The 18,725-nt window shown below is 38.5% G+C and carries 12 protein-coding genes; 4 read left to right on the top strand and 8 right to left on the bottom strand.

The window, feature by feature from the left end; all coding sequences use genetic code 11:
- Positions 1 to 480: 480 nt before the first annotated feature.
- A complete protein-coding gene (locus FFU37_RS05875) occupies positions 481 to 2,103 on the top strand; it encodes an alpha-glucosidase (RefSeq protein WP_138488968.1) in 1,623 nt (540 codons plus the stop codon).
- A gap of 511 nt (positions 2,104 to 2,614) precedes the next feature.
- Complete coding sequence (locus FFU37_RS05870; protein WP_002959734.1) at positions 2,615 to 2,857, top strand: hypothetical protein; 243 nt, start codon at positions 2,615 to 2,617, stop codon at positions 2,855 to 2,857.
- A 357-nt stretch (positions 2,858 to 3,214) separates the two neighbouring features.
- On the opposite strand, the gene topA is transcribed toward FFU37_RS05870, so the two are convergent.
- Both topA and FFU37_RS05860 read right to left on the bottom strand, forming a co-directional pair.
- Entirely contained in the window at positions 3,215 to 5,923 is a 2,709-nt protein-coding gene (gene topA, locus FFU37_RS05865; RefSeq protein WP_039489912.1) for a type I DNA topoisomerase, read from the bottom strand.
- Between the two features lie 260 nt (positions 5,924 to 6,183).
- Positions 6,184 to 9,624: an Ig-like domain-containing protein gene (locus tag FFU37_RS05860; protein WP_138488967.1), complete on the bottom strand. Its 3,441-nt coding sequence runs from the start codon at positions 9,622 to 9,624 to the stop codon at positions 6,184 to 6,186.
- A gap of 193 nt (positions 9,625 to 9,817) precedes the next feature.
- On the opposite strand from FFU37_RS05860, the gene FFU37_RS05855 reads away from it, so the two are divergent.
- Positions 9,818 to 11,152 (top strand): dicarboxylate/amino acid:cation symporter, encoded by a 1,335-nt coding sequence (locus tag FFU37_RS05855; protein ID WP_024606768.1) that lies wholly within the window; start codon positions 9,818 to 9,820, stop codon positions 11,150 to 11,152.
- A gap of 92 nt (positions 11,153 to 11,244) precedes the next feature.
- Here FFU37_RS05855 and sohB read toward each other — a convergent pair whose 3' ends face one another.
- Positions 11,245 to 12,261, bottom strand: a complete 1,017-nt coding sequence (sohB, locus tag FFU37_RS05850; RefSeq protein WP_138488966.1) for a protease SohB — start codon at positions 12,259 to 12,261, stop codon at positions 11,245 to 11,247.
- A 100-nt stretch (positions 12,262 to 12,361) separates the two neighbouring features.
- Positions 12,362 to 14,791 carry a VolA/Pla-1 family phospholipase gene (locus FFU37_RS05845; RefSeq protein WP_138488965.1) on the bottom strand — a complete coding sequence of 810 codons (2,430 nt, stop codon included), beginning with the start codon at positions 14,789 to 14,791 and terminating at the stop codon, positions 12,362 to 12,364.
- Positions 14,792 to 14,997: 206 nt separating this feature from the next.
- Between FFU37_RS05845 and FFU37_RS05840 the strand changes: the two genes are divergently transcribed.
- Positions 14,998 to 15,744, top strand: a complete 747-nt coding sequence (locus tag FFU37_RS05840; protein ID WP_002959717.1) for a YciK family oxidoreductase — start codon at positions 14,998 to 15,000, stop codon at positions 15,742 to 15,744.
- Between the two features lie 83 nt (positions 15,745 to 15,827).
- Here the strand turns inward: FFU37_RS05840 and rluB are convergent, their stop codons facing one another.
- The 4 genes from rluB to FFU37_RS05820 form a co-directional block, all read right to left on the bottom strand.
- The gene (gene rluB, locus FFU37_RS05835; RefSeq protein WP_138488964.1) at positions 15,828 to 16,697 is read right to left on the bottom strand and encodes a 23S rRNA pseudouridine(2605) synthase RluB; all 870 of its coding nucleotides are present in this window, start codon (positions 16,695 to 16,697) and stop codon (positions 15,828 to 15,830) included.
- Positions 16,694 to 17,284: an SMC-Scp complex subunit ScpB gene (scpB, locus tag FFU37_RS05830; RefSeq protein ID WP_002959713.1), complete on the bottom strand. Its 591-nt coding sequence runs from the start codon at positions 17,282 to 17,284 to the stop codon at positions 16,694 to 16,696. Before scpB ends, rluB begins: the two co-directional genes overlap by 4 nt.
- A 151-nt stretch (positions 17,285 to 17,435) precedes the next feature.
- Positions 17,436 to 17,957: an EF-hand domain-containing protein gene (locus FFU37_RS05825; protein ID WP_138488963.1), complete on the bottom strand. Its 522-nt coding sequence runs from the start codon at positions 17,955 to 17,957 to the stop codon at positions 17,436 to 17,438.
- Positions 17,958 to 18,184: 227 nt separating this feature from the next.
- A complete protein-coding gene (locus FFU37_RS05820; protein ID WP_138488962.1) occupies positions 18,185 to 18,616 on the bottom strand; it encodes an exonuclease III in 432 nt (143 codons plus the stop codon).
- Positions 18,617 to 18,725: the final 109 nt, after the last annotated feature.

Here is an 18,725-nt window from a genome sequence, read left to right as displayed (position 1 = left end):
CATTAAACAATTGATTTTATTGAAAATAAAACCATTGAAAATGACGCAGCTAACTTTACATGTAAAATCTACTGTATCAAAAACTAAAAGTTAACAGCACGCAATGTAAACAAAGTGAAACTAATTAGTATCGCTATTTAAAATAAGAAATATTAGACACAATTCAAATGTTTAATTGGTCAGACCATTAAATTCAAAACATAAAATATATTTTCTCTTGTATGACAAACCGTTATGTTTAATAAAAGTCAGAAAGTAAGTCAGTACCATAATTGGTAAACACCCAACACATAAATAAAACACCTTTAAGCTAGCTATAAGTACTTATTTTTAATAATTTAATTGCGTTAATTTTAGTGCATACGTATGCAGACTTTTTACAGCGTACAAGGCTTCACGTATGCTTTTTGCAAATAACGTGATTAATCGTAATCACAAATAAAAATAGTCTAAATACTGTGTGGAATGACGGAGAAAAGCATGACCCAAAAGCAGTGGTATAAAGGTGCGGTTATTTATCAAGTTTATCCGCGTAGCTTTCAAGATAGCAACAACGATGGCATTGGTGATTTAAGAGGGATTATTAATCGTATTGATTACATTAAAAGCTTAGGCGTTGATGCTATTTGGATTTCACCTTTTTTCAAATCGCCAATGAAAGACTTTGGCTATGATATTAGCGACTATCGTGACATTGACCCGCTTTTTGGTGACCTAAATGATTTTGATGAGCTGATAAGCGAAGCCCACACTCGTAATATTAAAATAATTATTGATCAGGTGCTAAGCCATACATCAGATCAACACCAATGGTTTACTGATAGCCGTGAAAATCAAAATAACAGTAAAGCCGACTGGTATGTTTGGGCTGACGCAAAAGATGATGGGACAGCCCCAAACAACTGGCTATCTATTTTTGGTGGTGGTGCTTGGCAGTGGGAGCCTCGTCGCGGGCAATACTACCTACATAATTTTTTAACCGAACAACCGGATCTTAACTTTCATAACCCAGATGTTCGAAAAGCTGTGCTTGATAATGTTGAGTTTTGGCTTAAAAAAGGCGTTGACGGTTTTAGGCTTGATGCAATTAATTTTTGCTATCACGACGCGCAATTACGTGATAACCCGGCTAAACCAAAAGATAAGCGCCAGGGGCGTGGTTTTAGCGAAGATAATCCGTATGCATTTCAGTACCATTACTACAATAATACTCAGCCTGAAAATATTGAGTTTATGCAAGATATTCGCACATTACTTAATAAATACCCAGGTACTGTATCGCTTGGCGAAATCTCATCAGAAGATTCATTAGCTACAATGGCGCAGTACACCCAAGGTGGCGACAAACTGCACATGGGTTATAGCTTTGAGCTATTAACAAATGATTACTCAAGTGAATATATTAGAACTACGGTTCAAACTCTAGAACAACGTATGACTGAAGGCTGGCCATGCTGGGCATTTAGTAATCATGATGTAGAGCGCGTAGCGAGCCGCTGGAGCGAAAATGGCGAAGTAAACCCTCAACAATGTAAAATGCTAACCGCCCTATTAGCTTCTCTTCGTGGCAGCGTGTGTATGTACCAAGGTGAAGAGCTAGGTCTAGGTGAAGCAAGTGTGGCATTTGAAGATTTACAAGACCCATACGGCATTACATTTTGGCCTAATTTTAAAGGGCGTGATGGCTGTAGAACACCAATGCCTTGGGATCTAGCTGATTCATCTTATGCAGGTTTTAGTGAAGTAAAACCTTGGCTACCCGTTGATGATGCACATAAGCAGCAATCAGTAGCTATACAAACAGATGATAACAACTCAATTTTAAATGCCTACCGTGAGTTTATGGCATGGCGAAAAGGCCAAACAGTTTTACTTGAAGGTGATATTGAATTTATAGAAACGCCAGAGCCTATGCTTGCTTTTTATAGAACGCTTGGAAAGCAAAGAATGCTTTGTATGTTCAATCTCAGCGCTAAGCAAACAAGTATTGATATGCCAACATCAATCGTTAAAGAATACACCGAGCTTAGCCACCACAGCGCAAAGTTAGACCAAGGCACCACAATACTTGAGCCTTACGCATGTTTTTACGCTCAGTGTTAATGACTCAAAAGTTACGTTTAGTGTATACGTAAGCGCGTTACACACCAAAAAGCCCAAGCTATTCACTTGGGCTTTTTAGTATTTAACGCATTATAGTGACTTTTAGTTTCACCATTTAGACATTCAGTTGAAGCAAATAATACGGCTGATATTACAAACTTAAAATATCCTCATAGCAGAAATAAACAATGACGCTTATCCATTTCATTTTTGAACCTAAGAAATCAATTTTCCCTAAAACAATCTAAAGGTTATTAATATAAAGCGTAGAATCAGGTTTTCGTAGCTACTAAATATATTACTCCAGCTAATAATGCTGTACTTACTAAAGTTAAAAAACTGACAAGTAAATTACTCATCCTCACGATAAAAAAATTTCGTTATCTTTTATTTCAATTTCGATTAAAAATCAGTATACCAACAGAGTTGTTCTGGATTGGGCACTACTGATTTATATCTAACTTTAAACTGGATAAATCAGTCATCACACCATTTTTTTAGGAATAAACGAATGAAAAAAGCATTGCTAGCATTAATCGTAGCACCACTATTTGCAGTATCTGCGACTTACGCGGTTGCAGACGATGCGCCAACAGCTTCAGCCGAAATGATAAAAGAATACACAGAAATGTGTGTTAACTGGGCTAAAGATGATGACGTAAGCAATGAAGAGCTAAATGCCTACGTATTAAAATGCGTAAATGATGAGCTTGAATCTGAAGGCTATAAAAAAGTATCTTCTGTTAAGATTTAATTATACCAATTACATTTAATTAGTGATCTATTAAAGCGCTAAGAATATAGCTCAATAGCTAAGCGAAAAAACATGACATATATTTGTTCTCGGCAGTTGCTCCCTGCAATGCCTACTTTCTGCATCTACGCAGTCATATATGAATAGTGTTTAACGCAGTAACTGAGTTATTTAATACGCTAAAATGACCAGGTTTTTAATCAAATTGGTAACACGCTTAGGTGAATGTACTGCTAATAAAGCCGTTGCGAAAGCATTCAACTAGGCACAAAAAAACCGGAATAGACACAAGCTGTGCATTCCGGTTTTTTTATGATTTTTTAAATCTACAAAAGCTATGAATAAGCAATAACGAGCTTATTCATCTTCTTTTTTAGCTTTCGCTTTAGGCTTAGCTTTAGCTGGTGCCTTTTTTGCAGCTGCTTTCTTTTTAGGCGCTGCTTTTTTCTTCGCTTCTTCTGTCCATTTACCTGCTTCATAATGAGCAGTCCAGCCGGTAGCTTTACCGTCAACTTCAGTCATAACATACTGAGATTTATTTTTACGGCTATAGCGTACAACAGCAAGATTACCATCAGGATCTTTAGCTGGTGCATCTGCTAAATAATAAAACTTAGGCGAAATGCGGTCTCTAAAGCGTTTTAGTTCTTCAACCTTAGGTGCACGTGTTTCACGTGACTTAGGAAAAGTATTTGCGGCTAAAAATATACCCGCAGCGCCATCACGTAAAACAAAATACGCATCTGACTTCTCACACTCTAATTCAGTAATGTGAACGGGATCTTCTTTTGGTGGAGCAGCCTCGCCATTTTTAAGTAACTTACGTGTGTTCTTACACTCGTCGTTGTTACAGCCAAAGTACTTACCAAAGCGACCCGATTTAAGCTCCATATCAGAACCGCATTTATCACATTCGATAATTGGTCCGTCGTAGCCTTTAATTTTAAAGGTACCTTCTTCAACTATATGCCCTTTACATGCTGGGTTATTACCACACACATGTAGTTTACGGGTTTCGTCAATTAGGTATGAGTCCATTGCAGTTTCACAAATAGGACAACGCTTCATCTGCATTAATTTTTCGGTTTCTACGTCTTCGACATCAGCAGCAACCGCTTCATCGCCCGACACTAAGTTCATTGTTGTTGTACAACGCTCTTTTGGCGGAAGGCTGTAACCAGTACACCCTAAGAAAACACCGGTTGAAGCCGTACGTATACCCATTTTTCGGCTACATGTAGGACATTCTATATCGGTTTCAACCATCTCATTAAGACGCATGCCGCCATTCTCTGGCTCGTCTTTAGCGACAGTTAATTGCGTTGAAAAATCAGCATAAAACTTATCTAAAACTTGAGTCCATACACGCTCGCCTTCAGCAATGTCATCTAAACGACCTTCCATTTTAGCTGTAAAATCAAAGTTCATTAAATCAGTGAAGTTTTCAACTAAACGATCAGTGACAATTTCACCCATTTTTTCAGCAAAGAAACGGCGATTTTCTACACGTACATAACCACGATCTTGAATTGTTGATATAATCGACGCATAAGTAGATGGACGACCAATACCACGCTTTTCAAGCTCTTTTACTAAACTTGCTTCACTAAAGCGAGCTGGCGGCTTAGTAAAGTGCTGCTTAGGATCAAGTTCTATTAAAGTAAGTATTTCACCTTCTTTAACAGCTGGCAGTGATTGATCTTCTTCGTTCTTTTTACGCACCGCAGGTTGTACTTTTGTCCAACCATCAAAGCGAAGCACGCGGCCTTTTGCTTTGAGCTGGAAATCGTTAGCTGCAACAGTCAGTGTTGTTAAGTCGTATTCAGCAGGTACCATTTGACACGCTACAAACTGACGCCAAATTAGCTCATACAGCTTTTTAGCATCGGCATCTACGCCTTCGATATGACCAGACAACACAGTAACGCTTGAAGGACGAATTGCCTCATGCGCTTCTTGTGCATTGCCTTTAGAGCTATAGTTAATTGGATCTTTTGGTAAATATTTAGCACCAAACTCGTTCGTTACATACTCACGACACATTTCAACCGCATCTTTTGAAAGATTGGTAGAATCGGTACGCATATAAGTAATATAACCGCCTTCATACAAACGCTGAGCGAGCATCATAGTTTTCTTAACGCCATAACCTAGGCGTGTACTTGCCGCTTGTTGCATGGTTGAAGTAATTAATGGCGCACTTGGGCGACTTTTACTTGGTTTTTCTTCAACGCTAATTACTTTGTATTCTGCACTCTCAAGGCTTTTAACAGCTGCGCTAGCCTGAGCTTCATTTACAGGCTTAAATGCCTTTCCTGCTTGTTTGGTTACTTCTAAGCGTAACTCAGACTCAGTATTCTTAACGTCAGCGTGAATATCCCAAAACTCTTCAGGGATAAATGCCTTAATTTCACGTTCACGCTCAACTAATAAGCGTACCGCAACAGACTGAACTCGTCCTGCAGATAGACCACGTGCAACTTTTGCCCACAACAAAGGAGAAACCATAAAGCCTACAACACGGTCTAAAAAGCGTCGTGTTTGCTGAGCGTAAACCATGTCAGTATTAAGCTCGCCAGGTGTTTCGAAAGCTTGCTGTATTGCGTTTTTGGTAATCTCGTTAAAAACTACGCGCTTATACTTTTCAGGTTCGCCGCCAATGATTTCTTGAAGGTGCCAAGCAATTGCTTCCCCTTCTCTATCCAAATCCGTTGCGAGGTATATTTGATCTGCATTTTCAGCCAGCTTTTGTAATTCTTGAACAACCTTCTCTTTACCTGGCAGGATTTCATAATGCGGCTCCCAACCTTGCTCAGGATCAATACCCATACGCGCGACCAGGTTAGTATAATCTCGTTGCTTTTTATACGCTGCTTTCTCTTCAGGTTCCATTTTGCGAACTTCTGCTGGCGTTTTAGTTGCCGGCACTTTAGCTTTGCTCGAACCTGAAGTAGGTAAATCACGTACATGCCCAATACTGGACTTTACGATGAAGTCATTACCTAAATATTTATTAATTGTTTTAGCCTTAGCAGGTGACTCTACAATTACTAGCGATTTGCCCATAGTTGCCTATTTCTAACCAAATATTAAAAATGTGTTTTGCCGACATAAGCGGCGCGAATATTTATAGGTATATCTACAAACACTAGTTGTTACAAGCTTTTAATACAAACTTTTCAGTATTTACTGAATAAACGAACAATTTTTGTCGTTAAATTAAACAAACAGGTGTTTTTAGATTAATTGATGTGGAATATATAGAACAGAAACAAAAATGCCAACCTAAAGGTTGGCATTTTTTATTTTAAACTACTCATTAGCAATCAACTATCATCACTTATTGCAATTTGAGCTGTTGAAATGTTGCCTTTACCAGTCGTAAACTCAACGGTTAAGAAGCCTTCCGTTTTATCATTTCCTTCTGCTTCGCGGCTAATTGATAGAGCTTCACCAAATGCAAACGTTGCATTTGAATTGCGAATATCAAAACCATCTGTACCGCTGTATTCACCATTATCAGCAGATATAGCTACGCTGGTACCTGCAGGCATTGGGTTATTATATATATCAGAGTAATAAACAGCGAAAGTTAAGGCGGCTAATTCAACACCAGAATCAGCAGTTGTAAGATTTATATTTCTCACGTCACAATAACTAGTATCAGCTGTTTCCTCTAGGTCTAGTACACGCGGACCTTTTAAATTTTCTTCAGCTGCAGGAAAACGTCGGATTAAATTACATTCCTCAATATCTCTAGCAAGTTGCATAGCATTCTCTGTGAAAACGTCAGGATCATCCTCAGTGGTTTCAGCTAGTGCATCAGCGAATCGATTACGTAGCTCATCTTTTGTTACTACAAATCGGCTGTAAGCAGTACTGCCAGACATAATAATTTCAAACGAATCTCGAATATCAACTAATTCTTTAGTACAAAGGCTTTCAAATGTGTCACCATCAGTTGGTGTTGTTGCTTCCGCTTTACATACTAAACCATTATATTTTCCATCAGCTAGCGTATGCATGCCATTGAGATCAATATCCCAGTTTTCTTCAAAATGCCCAGCATTTGTATTCTCTGGGCTACATGGATCATCACTATCGCCTTCTTGGCAGTTATCAGCCGCTTTTATCACTGTCGCTGTAACAGGATCATAAATACCCGCTAAGCCATCATAAACACCATTTTCATTGTGATCGATAAATGCCTCTGTTAGATCATAACCACTATAATATTCGTTGGTATCAAAACGCCCATTTCCGTTAATGTCAATGAACGATTCTTGACCTTTAGCGGTAACAAGCACTGTTGCACGACCACCAAGAGGGACGCCATTTTCATTGAAAGCAGCATTTAAAATACCGGCCATACAAGGTGCTGCAGAACCAAAGTAAAGATCACAGTTAAGTTCATTAGTTTTAGGGTTAATACTGTTAATTGTATTACCCCATTTTGCATCTGTGAATGGTTTTGGGTTTTGTGAACGCCATTGAGCAACGCACTGACCGTCGACTGTATTACACTCTAGCTGCGCATTAAATTCTGTACCATCAATGGTACCAATAGCACCCCCTTCAGTTGTTAAGTATACCGATGTACCATCAGGAACAGGGTTGTTAAAATGATCAGCTAAATAAACATTAACTTCTTCAATATCACCGGTATAATTTAACGCTTCAATATTGAAGTTAGTTGGTGCAGCAGTGAAACTATTGCCATCAGGTAAACCCGAACTAATCGAAACTAAATCAGATACTGTTATTACTTGCTCATCTAGTGAAACTAATGAGAGTTCTCCGGTTGGGCATGAAACATTGACATCACGCTCTGCGTCATCAAGAAGACACTCATCATAAAGTTCTTTCCAGCATGTAACGTTATCGTTTTGGTCAGTTGGAATAAGATCATCTGGGATGTAGCACGCTTGCACACGCACAGCCTGAGGAACAAAACCAGAGTTCACTTGAATACGTGCTAAACCTTCAGAGTCTGTTGAAACACTAGCATGCGAATAACCGGTTGCATCTGTAACTTCAGAAAGTGATATGCCACCATTAGTCGAGCTTAAACGAAAGTCTAAGCGCTTTTGCTTAGCAGTATTACCTATTTCATCTGTTAATTTGAATGTGAGTTGGCTGATTTCTTTACGAGAAACGCCACCAGTCCCTTTTAGTGCAATTACATTTTCTGATGCTTCAACAAATTCAATCGAGCTTACTGCGGCAGCCGATACAGGTACATTAACTGTAACAACTTTTGATGTACCACCAGTAAGCACTGTCGCTGTAACCGTATCGCCTTGCGTTGTGTTACAGCCATTACTTCGGTATGTCGCTGTTGCAATACCACTAATACTCGTTGCAGTGTCATCCATTACAGCAAGTTCAGATTCAACACAACCAGATGTAAATTCAACATCTAGTGGGGTTACAAACAAATCTCCATTTGCATCATAAATACTTACTGAAATAACCGTTGTAGCTCCAGCTGCTAGCGGCACAAATTCGCTATCAATCACATTGCCAGCGTCATCTAATTTATTATATAAACCATTTGAAATTTCAACACTTAATTCTGCTGTAGCGATTTCAAATGCTTTTGAAGCAGTAACAGATTTAGCAGTAACAGATACTTCTCCCGCACCACTATTTGCCCCTGGCTGTAATTTTAAAATTGCAAAACCAAAGTTATCTGTTAGTGCTTTACCTGATTCTGGTAACAAGGCACCAAGGTCTGTAGATAACTCAGCTATAATGCCATCAATACCATCACCTGAACTTGTATCTGTGACTTTAATCATAACGTCAATAAGTTCATCAGAAGAGAATTGATTTACAACATTACAACCAGATGCGAGATATGTGCTTTCGAGGGATGTTGTGTTGCGATTAGCATCCCAATTACTTGCACAGCCTTGTAATAACTTGATATCAAGCTCTGCTTCAGCAGTTTCAACAGGTGCATCATCACCATTTGAAATAAAGCCTGCAACTTTAGTGATGTTATTACCGCTTTCATCCGTATAAATGGCAACAACTTGGCCCGCACCTTTTGAATCACCGCTACTGAGCGTTACGGAAGCTTTACCACTCGCGTCTGTTAATGCCGTACCTAACACAGGTGTGATTTTACCTGTGTAGTTAGTTGTAAAAGAAATTAGCTGGCCTTGTAAAGGTTCATCTTCATCTAACAAGGTAGCGGTAACCGTCCCTTTATTATCTTTACTGACTGGATTCTCAGCTGTAAATGGCGAACCAGTAATATCTAAAATTGAAATATCTAGTTCAATACTTCCACTTATACTTGAGTCATCATTCTCAGAACCATCTGATGCAAATCCAAACGAATCACTGTAGGTGTCTTCACCGTTAATATAGGTAGCAGTAATAATACCCGCCCCCGCAGTATCGCCTGCCGTAAGAGTGATCGATGCTTCACCATCAGTGTTAGTTAAAACAGTGCCAGAGACTGGGTCAAGTAAACCAATAGAATCCGCTAACGTGAATGTAATACGCTCGCCAGACACTGCATCACCATCTTCATTAACTAAACTAGCTCTTAATTCTAAAGGAGCATCAGCAGTCACACTATTCGACTCAGTATCACTCGCTTTCAAATAACCTTTCAAACTTATTGTATAGGTTGATGTTTCCGTCGTGGAATCACCATCACTAATAGAGCCGTCTTTTTCAAGTGACCCACCGCCACCACAGGCTGTGAGTAAAAAACTTAGCAATGAAATGCCGAGCAGTCGCATTAAAGGCATGAACCTCTCCCTAGCGTTGTTATTATAATCAAAATTAATTTTCACTTAATATTAACCTATAACTTAGTCTAAAATCTCAGTTTTTTATTACTTTTTTGTGCAAAATAATTTTAAATAAATACCAATTTTTTCTGTAGTAAATATTTCCTTGCTGGTAGTCTATGGCAAATTTATAAAATGTAGATCAGGGAATATGTCAAAAATCCGTTCAATGAGTTTAACCACTCGCATCATGATTGGTATGGCGCTTGGGGTTGCAGTAGGTTTTATATTTCAGGCTATATTAGCTGGTGAAGACGATTATCTAATACCACTTGGGTTATTCTCTTTGCCAATTAAAGCCTTTTTTGTTGATGGTATTTTCCATGTTGGTGGCCAAATATTTATTGCCAGCTTAAAAATGTTAGTTGTGCCTCTTGTTTTTGTATCGCTCGTTTGTGGTACCTGTAGCTTAAGTGACCCTAAAAAACTAGGCCGCCTAGGTGGTAAATCCATTGGTTTATATTTATTAACTACGGCTATTGCTATAACAGTGGCTATTACACTTGCTTTGTTATTTAGCCCTGGTGAAGGCATCAGCCTACCATCTAATGCAACTTATGATGCTAAAGAAGCGCCTACCCTTGCACGTGTAATTATAGATATGTTTCCTACTAACCCATTTGAAGCAATGGCCAAGGGTAATATGCTTCAAGTTATTGTGTTTGCACTATTATTTGGTGTAGCAATGGCATTAAGTGGTAAAACAGGCAAACGCGTAGCAAGTGTTTTTGAAGATTTAAACACAGTAATCTTAAAACTAGTCACGCTGTTAATGAACATTGCACCTTATGGCGTGTTCTTTTTAATGGCAAAACTATTTACAACAATTGAGCTTAACTTAATTGTTAGCCTAGCCAAATACTTTGGCGTTGTAGTGCTTGCACTGTTATTACATGCTTTTGTAAACTACACATTGCTTTTAAAAATATTAACGGGCTTAAACCCGCTTATTTTCTTAGCAAAAATGAAGCACACATGCTTATTCGCATTTAGTACCTCGAGCTCAAGCGCAACTATGCCTATTACACTTGAAACTGCTACTAAAAAACTAGGTGCTAATAACTCGGTTGCCTCATTTACTATCCCACTGGGTGCTACCATTAACATGGATGGCACTGCTATCATGCAAGGTGTGGCTACCGTGTTCATTGCACAAGTATTTAGTGTCGATTTGACAATTTCTGATTACCTAATGGTTATATTAACAGCAACACTTGCCTCTGTAGGTACAGCAGGCGTACCTGGTGTTGGTTTAATTATGCTCGCGATGGTACTTAACCAAGTTGGCTTACCTGTAGAAGGGATTGCAATTATTATCGGTGTAGACCGCTTGCTAGATATGACACGTACAGCAGTTAATGTAACCGGTGATTGTATGGTTACCTGTGTTGTAGCTAAATCTGAAGGGGAACTTGATGAGAGCATCTTTAACGACCCTAATGCAGCTAAAGACTTAGAAGATTATCATAAGTCTATTGACTCATAAGCTACATTTATACAGCTATAAAAAACCTTGATGCAATACATCAAGGTTTTTTTGAGTAGAAAGAATTAAATTGAATCGTAAAAAATTCTAATCTAAGGATTTAGGGATTTAAATTTAGAGAGTAAGTTTATTCCCACTTTATTTACACCACTACTCAGGCCAAGAGCTAGCTTATCGCTTAATCCCTTTTTAATTTTGTATTTAATCTTATAAATTTGGCGCTCATGTTGCTGCTCCAGCAATGCATCATCACTTGTCTTTATAACATCTACCAAACCTTTATCAATCGCTTGAGTTGCAAACCAATGCTCGCCTGTCGCAACTAAGTTTATATCTAAGCTTGGACGTTGAGTGCTTACAAACGTTTTAAATAAATCATGTGTTTGTTCAATTTCTTCACGAAATTTTTCACGGGCCTTATCTGTGTTTTCACCAAATAAAGTAAGCGTACGTTTAAACTCACCTGCAGTTATTTGCTCAAATTCAACATCATTTTTCTTTAATATTTTATTAAAGTTTGGTATTTGAGCTATCACACCAATAGATCCAACTATGGCAAAAGGGGCTGCCAGTATCTCATCGGCTACACACGCCATCATGTAACCACCGCTCGCTGCTACTTTATCAATTGCAACACTCAAAGGAATACCGGCATTTTTAATACGCTGTAGCTGAGATGCAGCAAGTCCGTAGCCATGCACTACTCCGCCGCCACTTTCTAAACGAATAAGTACTTTGTCTTTACTTGGGTTAGCAATAGAGATAATGGCTGTTATTTCTTCTCGTAAGCTTTCTACTTCGTGAGCGTCCATACTACCTACAAAGTCAATTACATATAAACGAGGTTTAGGCTTATCTTTATCTGCTTTTTTACTTTGCGATTTAAGCTGTTTTTGGTGCGCTTTAAACTCTTTTTTACCCAGCGTATTTTGTAGAAAACTTTCTTTAAGATCGACTAATTGCTCTGATATGTCGTCAATTTGTATTTCACCTTTTTTGGCTTTAGGCTTAACTGCAGCGCCAACTATTAGCATTAGAATAACTGCTATAGCGATAACAAAAGTAATTGTTTTAGCAAAAAACAAACCGTATTCGTATAAAAATTCCAACTGGTTTCTCCATTTATAAATTTCAGCTAATTTAGCATGCTTTAAAGCAAAAAAAAGCCACTTTTCAGTGGCTTTTAAAGGTTAATTATTTTACTGGTTATTAATCAGTCACAACCTCAGGGTTGGAAACTAATAACATTCGACCGCGAGCAGCTAAGTAAGTAGCTACTTGCAACTGCATTTCTGTATTAGCGGCAGCACTGCCTTCAACAGTTGCAGCTTGTGCAGCATCTTGAGCTGGCGTTAATATAGAACCATGATGCCCTTTAGTAAATTTAACTAAGTAGCTTGTTGGTGTTTCACTCAATGCTTGCGAAGTACTTACTGTTTCAAGACCCATCAAGTTAGCTAATGGGATTGTGCCAGAAATAGGATTATTAGCTGCCATTGGTGGTATCACTTGGTCAGGCTTGTTATCAACACCATCGCCCACAACAACATTAGTATAAACAGGAGTGCCTAATGCTTTCACAGTGGCTGCGTAATTAGTTGGATCGCCACTATCTAGTGCTGTTTGCGCCGCAAATGCAAATTGAGTAAACACTCCTTGAATATTTGTAAGCTTACTTGTTTCACCAGCTGTAGTTAACGAAGCTACATACTCGTTATAACCACAGGTTAAATATGCTTCCATATCTGGCAATACTGCACCACAGTTAGACACTGCATCAACTTGTAAATACGCGTTAAACTCATCAGCTTCTGTTGTACCTGCTTGTGAAAGTACTGAACCTTGAATAAATGGACCAAATGCAGCTGATTCTAGTAAGAAGCTAGCTATACCGCCGCCGCCGCTTGCAAGTGCTACTGTGTTTACATTAAATAATGGGTCAACGGTTGGCGCTAATGGGTTGTTAGCTTGTGCAATAAATGCAGGGGCTACAATAGAGCCTAATGAATGACCAATGTAAGTTACATCTTGCGCATTAATCGTTGCATCATTAATAAAGTTTAGACCTAAACGTAAACCTAATAAATCAGCCGCTGATTGACGTAAGCTATCACGCGCAACAAGTAATGAACTTAAATTCATGTAACTAAGCACAGAACCCGTTGTTGCATTAAAGTCATCTGTTCCATCACCATCAACATCTATTCCACGCTCACCATGTCTTGGATGGTCAATAGCAACTGTTGCAAAGCCTTGAATAGAAAGCTGCGCCGTTAAAGCAAGCATACTTTCTTTTTGTGTTGTAATACCGTGTTGCATAATAACAACTGGCCATCCGCTATCAGGCATTGCGATAGGATCTAATTGTAACTGTGCACGTACACCATTAATTATTGGTAAAATAGGCTTAGTAACTTGCACTGGCACATTTGCCATGCTTTGTACTTTTGGAATGGAGTTATATTTTGTTAAATGACGTGTGCTATCTAGTCCTAAGTCACGTAATTGCCCGTCACTTAATGCAGAACATAAACCATCATTTTCACTAATAGGATCTGTCGGAAATGCATCACCAGCAACGGCCTTGTAACCGATTATTGCCACCGCGTTATCACACATACCTTGCCAATATGTATCACTTAAATCACTAATATCAGTACCCGTTGGTGTACCTAAATACATCGGTAGCATAATGCTACCTTTTTGATATTGCACACCAGAGAAAGCAGCAGACACTTCTACACCCTGAGAAGCAAATACCTGTTGCACATTTACCATAGGTTGTTCAGGAACTTGAAGCGCAGGCGTTTGCATCGCAGGCTGTTGCAAACTTGCAGCTAGCAATTTTTTAATTGTCCCAAGTACAGGCCCCGCAGACTGAATAGTCATTGCGCTAGAAAAAATAATATCTTCTTTTGTTATATTTCCAGAACTTACAACTACATTTTCGTAACTGTTAACAGCGCCCTGCAAACCAAGTTGGGCTTCTGTAATTAATGGCGCTTCTTGTTTAACCAGCCCATAAGTAGAAGAAGGCTCGATAGAACGCCCTAATGAATCTTTAAGACCAGTAGTTAGTACATTGATGTATGAGCTACCTGCCGTAAATGGTTTTAAAGGAATAATTGCAACGGCATCACCAGAAGCTTGAGTGACAAAATCAACACCAAAAGTAAGCTCACCGACCAATTTACAAGCTGTACCTGCAGCTACAACTGAACATTCTGCGTCAGTTAAACTTGCACCCATTACTACTTCAAAAATACGGACTGTACCTGGTGTCCCAGCAGACGTTTCATCTAAACTCACATTTGGCGGAAATGTTAAATCGATTTTATAAGGAACCTGAGAAGACCAACCGTCAAGTGCGCCTAAAGCAAGCTGAGGGTCAGCATAAGCTGCTCGAGAAATAGACACATTGTCGTCATCTAATTCTCCAGGAATATTAAGTGTACCGTCTTGGGTTCCACTCATTAATAAATCATTAGGTACCGATAAGATACCTGCAGCAGGGTCAAATGTAACCGTTGCTGTTGGAATAACGGTTGCTGTGTCGTTCTTAACATCTTCTAACGTTTCTCCGCCGCCACAACCTGCCAAGGCAGCTGTAACAGAGAGTGAAAGTAGCATTTTTTTCATATTGTTGGCTCCGCACATATTTTATTTTTATAGTGTGTTTAATCAGTGTATTAAGTTAAAACAATGTAATCAGGTTATTAATGAGACATTAGACCAGTTAAACTTAACGTAAAGTTTCTATTTTCGCCACCTAATTTTACAATAAATTCGATTACTTCACGTTTCGCTATGTTAAAATCAAAAAAAATAGATGAATGGGTACTTTTATGCACACATATCAAGCGGCTGAAAACGCACTTAAAGATAAAATTATTTTAATAACAGGCGCCGGTGATGGTATTGGCCGAGTAGCAGCAATTACGTATGCAAAATACGGCGCTACAGTTATCTTATTAGGAAAAACAACTAATAAACTTGAATGTGTTTACGATGAAATTGTTAATGCAGGTTACCCTAAACCTGCAATTGTGCCCATGGACTTAAAAGGCGCAACTAAACAAAACTATCGTGACCTTGCTGCAACAATTGAATATCAATTTGGCCGCCTTGATGGCTTGCTTAATAATGCAGGTATTTTAGGGTCACTTGGTCCACTTGAACATTTTTGCTCATCTACGTTCGAAAACATAATGAAAGTAAACGTGACCGCGCAAGCGATGATCACTAAAGCGCTTTTTCCTGTTCTTCGTAAGTCTGATAATGCATCGATAGTATTTACGTCATCAGGTGTAGGCCGCAAAGGCCGTGAGTTTTGGGGGCCATACGCCATCTCAAAATTTGCAGTAGAAGGCATGATGCAAACATGGGCATGTGAAGTAGGCAAAACGAATATTCGTATAAACTGTATTAATCCAGGCGCTACTCGCACTTCTATGCGCGCTGCTGCATACCCAGGAGAAGATAGAGACGCGCTTGCTACACCAGAAGATTTAATGCCAACCTACTTATACTTGATGAGCGATGATTCTAGTAAAGTGAATGGCGAATCGTTAGATGCTCAAGTAAAAAAGTAATTTAGAGTTTAAAAAATTTATACAACACACATTAAAAAAGCCGCTATTAGCGGCTTTTTTGTGTTCAATAAATAACTAATTTATTATTTACGTTTAGTAGGCTTAACACGTTGATTGTGTTTTTTAACTGCTTTACGGATCTGGTTGATTTTAGCGCGTTTATCTTTGCGTTTTTCAGGCATAACAGAAAGCTTAGTTTGTGTCTCGCGCCCTAATTTAACGGTTTTGCGTAAGTAGTTTACTGTTTCTAAATCATACTCCATCCAACCACCTTGTGGCACGCGCTTATCAAGCTCTAGTTTACCGTAACGAATACGAATAAGACGAGATACTTCCGCATCTTGAGACTGCCATAAACGACGTACTTCACGGTTACGTCCTTCATTTAACGTCACGTTAAACCAGCGGTTAACGCCTTCGCCACCCATAGGGGTTACAGTCGTGAATTTGGCTGGACCATCTTCAAGCTCAACACCACGTAGTAAGTTTTTAACCGTCTCGTTGGTTACTTCACCAAATACACGTGCAGAGTATTCACGCTCTACTTCATAGCTTGGGTGCATCAAGCGGTTAGCTAATTCACCATCATTAGTAAAAAGCATCAAACCCGAAGTATTAACGTCTAGTCGGCCAACCGCAATCCAACGCTCACCATCAATACGAGGAAGTCGGTCAAATACTGTACGACGCCCTTCTGGATCTTTACGTGTGCTTAACTCACCTTCTGGTTTGTTATACATAATTACACGACAGATTCTATCTGCTTTTTCTTCAATCTTTACAGTGTGTCCGTCTACACGAATTAAATCAGTTTCTTCAACACGGTCACCTAACTTTGCCACTTTACCGTTTACACTAACGCGGTTTGCATCAATGTATTTTTCCATTTCACGGCGTGAGCCTACGCCTGCACGGGCTAGGACTTTTTGTAACTTTTCACCTTGTATACTCATTCGGATGGTTCTCTCACAGAAGGATCACTTAATAACTGGTTAATTTTACTTTGCTGCTCTGTTGGCAGCGCAGGTAAGTTTTCAAGTCCAGTTAACGAAAAATAATCTAAAAATTGTTTAGTAGTTGCATATAAAGCCGGCTTACCCGGAACCTCTTTATGCCCTACCACTTTAACCCACTCTCTTTCGAGTAGGGTTTTAATAATATTCGAACCCGTAGTAACACCCCTTACTTGCTCAATTTCACCGCGTGTAATGGGCTGCCTGTATGCAATAAGTGATAATGTTTCCAGTAAAGCACGCGAGTATTTTGGTGCGCGTTCTTGCCACAAGTTATTTAACCAAGGGCTTAAACTACTACATGCCTGAAAACGATAACCGCTACCAACTTCGACTAAGCGAATACCACGAGTTTGAAAATGTTCTTGTATTGTATCTATTGCGTCGTTTATTCGCGCCATAGAAATAGCTAAATCTATTAATACAGTATCTTTAAGGTGGCGTTTACTCACAGGCTTATCTGCAACAAAAATAGCTGCTTCAATGATCTCAACTAGTTGTTCATCACTAATTCGCCGACCCGCCATAGACACTCTTAACAAATAAAAATACACAGCCATCTATTATGACAGAACAACGCCAAACTAGGAAAATATATCTACTAAATAACTAGATTTTAAACACAAAAAAGCCAGTGATTATCACTGGCTTCTAATTTACTCTTTAAAACAACAAATATTAGCTGTGTTTAATGGCTTCTAATGCATCATCTTCAGCTACTGCGTTACCGTATTTTTTGATGTAACCCATAAACTCGCTTTTACTGATGCGCTTATCTTGGTTTTTATCCATGTAACCAAAGTGATTTGAAATATCATCATCGTTACCTTCAGCTACCGAAATATAGCCATTACTGTCGTTATCTAAGCTTGAAAAGCTGCTTTCAATTTTATCGAATTTAGCGATTTCAGCTTTAAATGCCGACTCACTTACTTCAGAATCAGTGGCTACTTTACCATTGTTTAACTTCATGTAAGTGTTGAATTCTTTGCGGCTAATTTCGTTATCCATATTGGTATCAATATTTGAAAAATGGCCCCAAATGCTATCGTCATCAGCTTCAACTTTTGAGATGTAGCCATCGCTGTCATTATCTAAACTTGCAAAGTCACTGTCTATTCTTTCAAGACCTTGATTAGATGAACAAGCCGCTAGGCTTAATGATGCTAAAATAGTGGCTGCTAATGTTAACTTTTTCATAAGACGTATCCTTCGTAATTAATTAAATGTCACTTTAACTAATACAAATCCAATGCCAATAATAGTTAACTTATAAGAATCAACAACTTAACCTTGATTGGTGCATTTATTGAACAGTTTCAATAAGTTAAGCTTGCAAGCTTTGCAAACAACCTTGTAATTTTTGCAAAAAAATACCCGGTAAAAAACCAGGTATCTCAATTTTAGTTATATAGTTCAGCTAATAATTAGATTGCTGCGTTTTGGTAGCGTTTAACAAACTCAGTAACGTTTTGACCATTACATTTTAATGAGTTTAAGTTACCAATTTTTTGACGAACAGGTGCTAAACCTTGTTTTAAAGCCGTCATACATAATTGAGTTTCTTGTTGAGCGTCTTTTGCAAATACTTCTACTTTCTCAACTGATGCGTTGCTTAATGTCGTTTTTTTAGCAATATCGCGAATATCTTCACCATTACATAAAATGCTTTTAGAAAAACGAGATAAGTAAACACCGTGCTGAGCAGCTTCTTTACGAGCAACACTAAAGCCTTCGTTTGCGCTTAGTACACATAACTTAGACTCAATTTTATTATCTTGACTGAAGTAAGTATTGCTTTGTGCTGAAGCAGTTGCAGATGCGAATAAAGCAGTAGCTAAAAGTAGTTGTGTTTTCATGAGAGATCCTATTTGAACGAGCTAAACAAGTGAATTTCGCGCATTATATATTCAATAAAGTTAAGTTCAATTGAATTTTTTATTTATTTAAAAAATTAATACTGCATTT

The sequence above is a fragment of the Pseudoalteromonas distincta genome (genome assembly GCF_005877035.1).
Classification (GTDB): Bacteria; Pseudomonadota; Gammaproteobacteria; order Enterobacterales; family Alteromonadaceae; genus Pseudoalteromonas; species Pseudoalteromonas distincta.
Note: the sequence above shows the minus strand (reverse complement) of the source record. Positions and strands in the feature narration are given on the sequence as shown.

Bases quoted from the DNA above. Each gene is read 5' to 3' on its own strand.
- FFU37_RS05875 (WP_138488968.1), top strand. From the start codon at position 481: ATGACCCAAAAGCAGTGGTATAAAGGTGCGGTTATTTATCAAGTTTAT.
- FFU37_RS05870 (WP_002959734.1), top strand. From the start codon at position 2,615: ATGAAAAAAGCATTGCTAGCATTAATCGTAGCACCACTATTTGCAGTA.
- topA (WP_039489912.1), bottom strand. From the start codon at position 5,923: ATGGGCAAATCGCTAGTAATTGTAGAGTCACCTGCTAAGGCTAAAACA.
- FFU37_RS05860 (WP_138488967.1), bottom strand. From the start codon at position 9,624: ATGCCTTTAATGCGACTGCTCGGCATTTCATTGCTAAGTTTTTTACTC.
- FFU37_RS05855 (WP_024606768.1), top strand. From the start codon at position 9,818: ATGTCAAAAATCCGTTCAATGAGTTTAACCACTCGCATCATGATTGGT.
- FFU37_RS05845 (WP_138488965.1), bottom strand. From the start codon at position 14,791: ATGAAAAAAATGCTACTTTCACTCTCTGTTACAGCTGCCTTGGCAGGT.
- FFU37_RS05840 (WP_002959717.1), top strand. From the start codon at position 14,998: ATGCACACATATCAAGCGGCTGAAAACGCACTTAAAGATAAAATTATT.
- rluB (WP_138488964.1), bottom strand. From the start codon at position 16,697: ATGAGTATACAAGGTGAAAAGTTACAAAAAGTCCTAGCCCGTGCAGGC.
- scpB (WP_002959713.1), bottom strand. From the start codon at position 17,284: ATGGCGGGTCGGCGAATTAGTGATGAACAACTAGTTGAGATCATTGAA.
- FFU37_RS05825 (WP_138488963.1), bottom strand. From the start codon at position 17,957: ATGAAAAAGTTAACATTAGCAGCCACTATTTTAGCATCATTAAGCCTA.
- FFU37_RS05820 (WP_138488962.1), bottom strand. From the start codon at position 18,616: ATGAAAACACAACTACTTTTAGCTACTGCTTTATTCGCATCTGCAACT.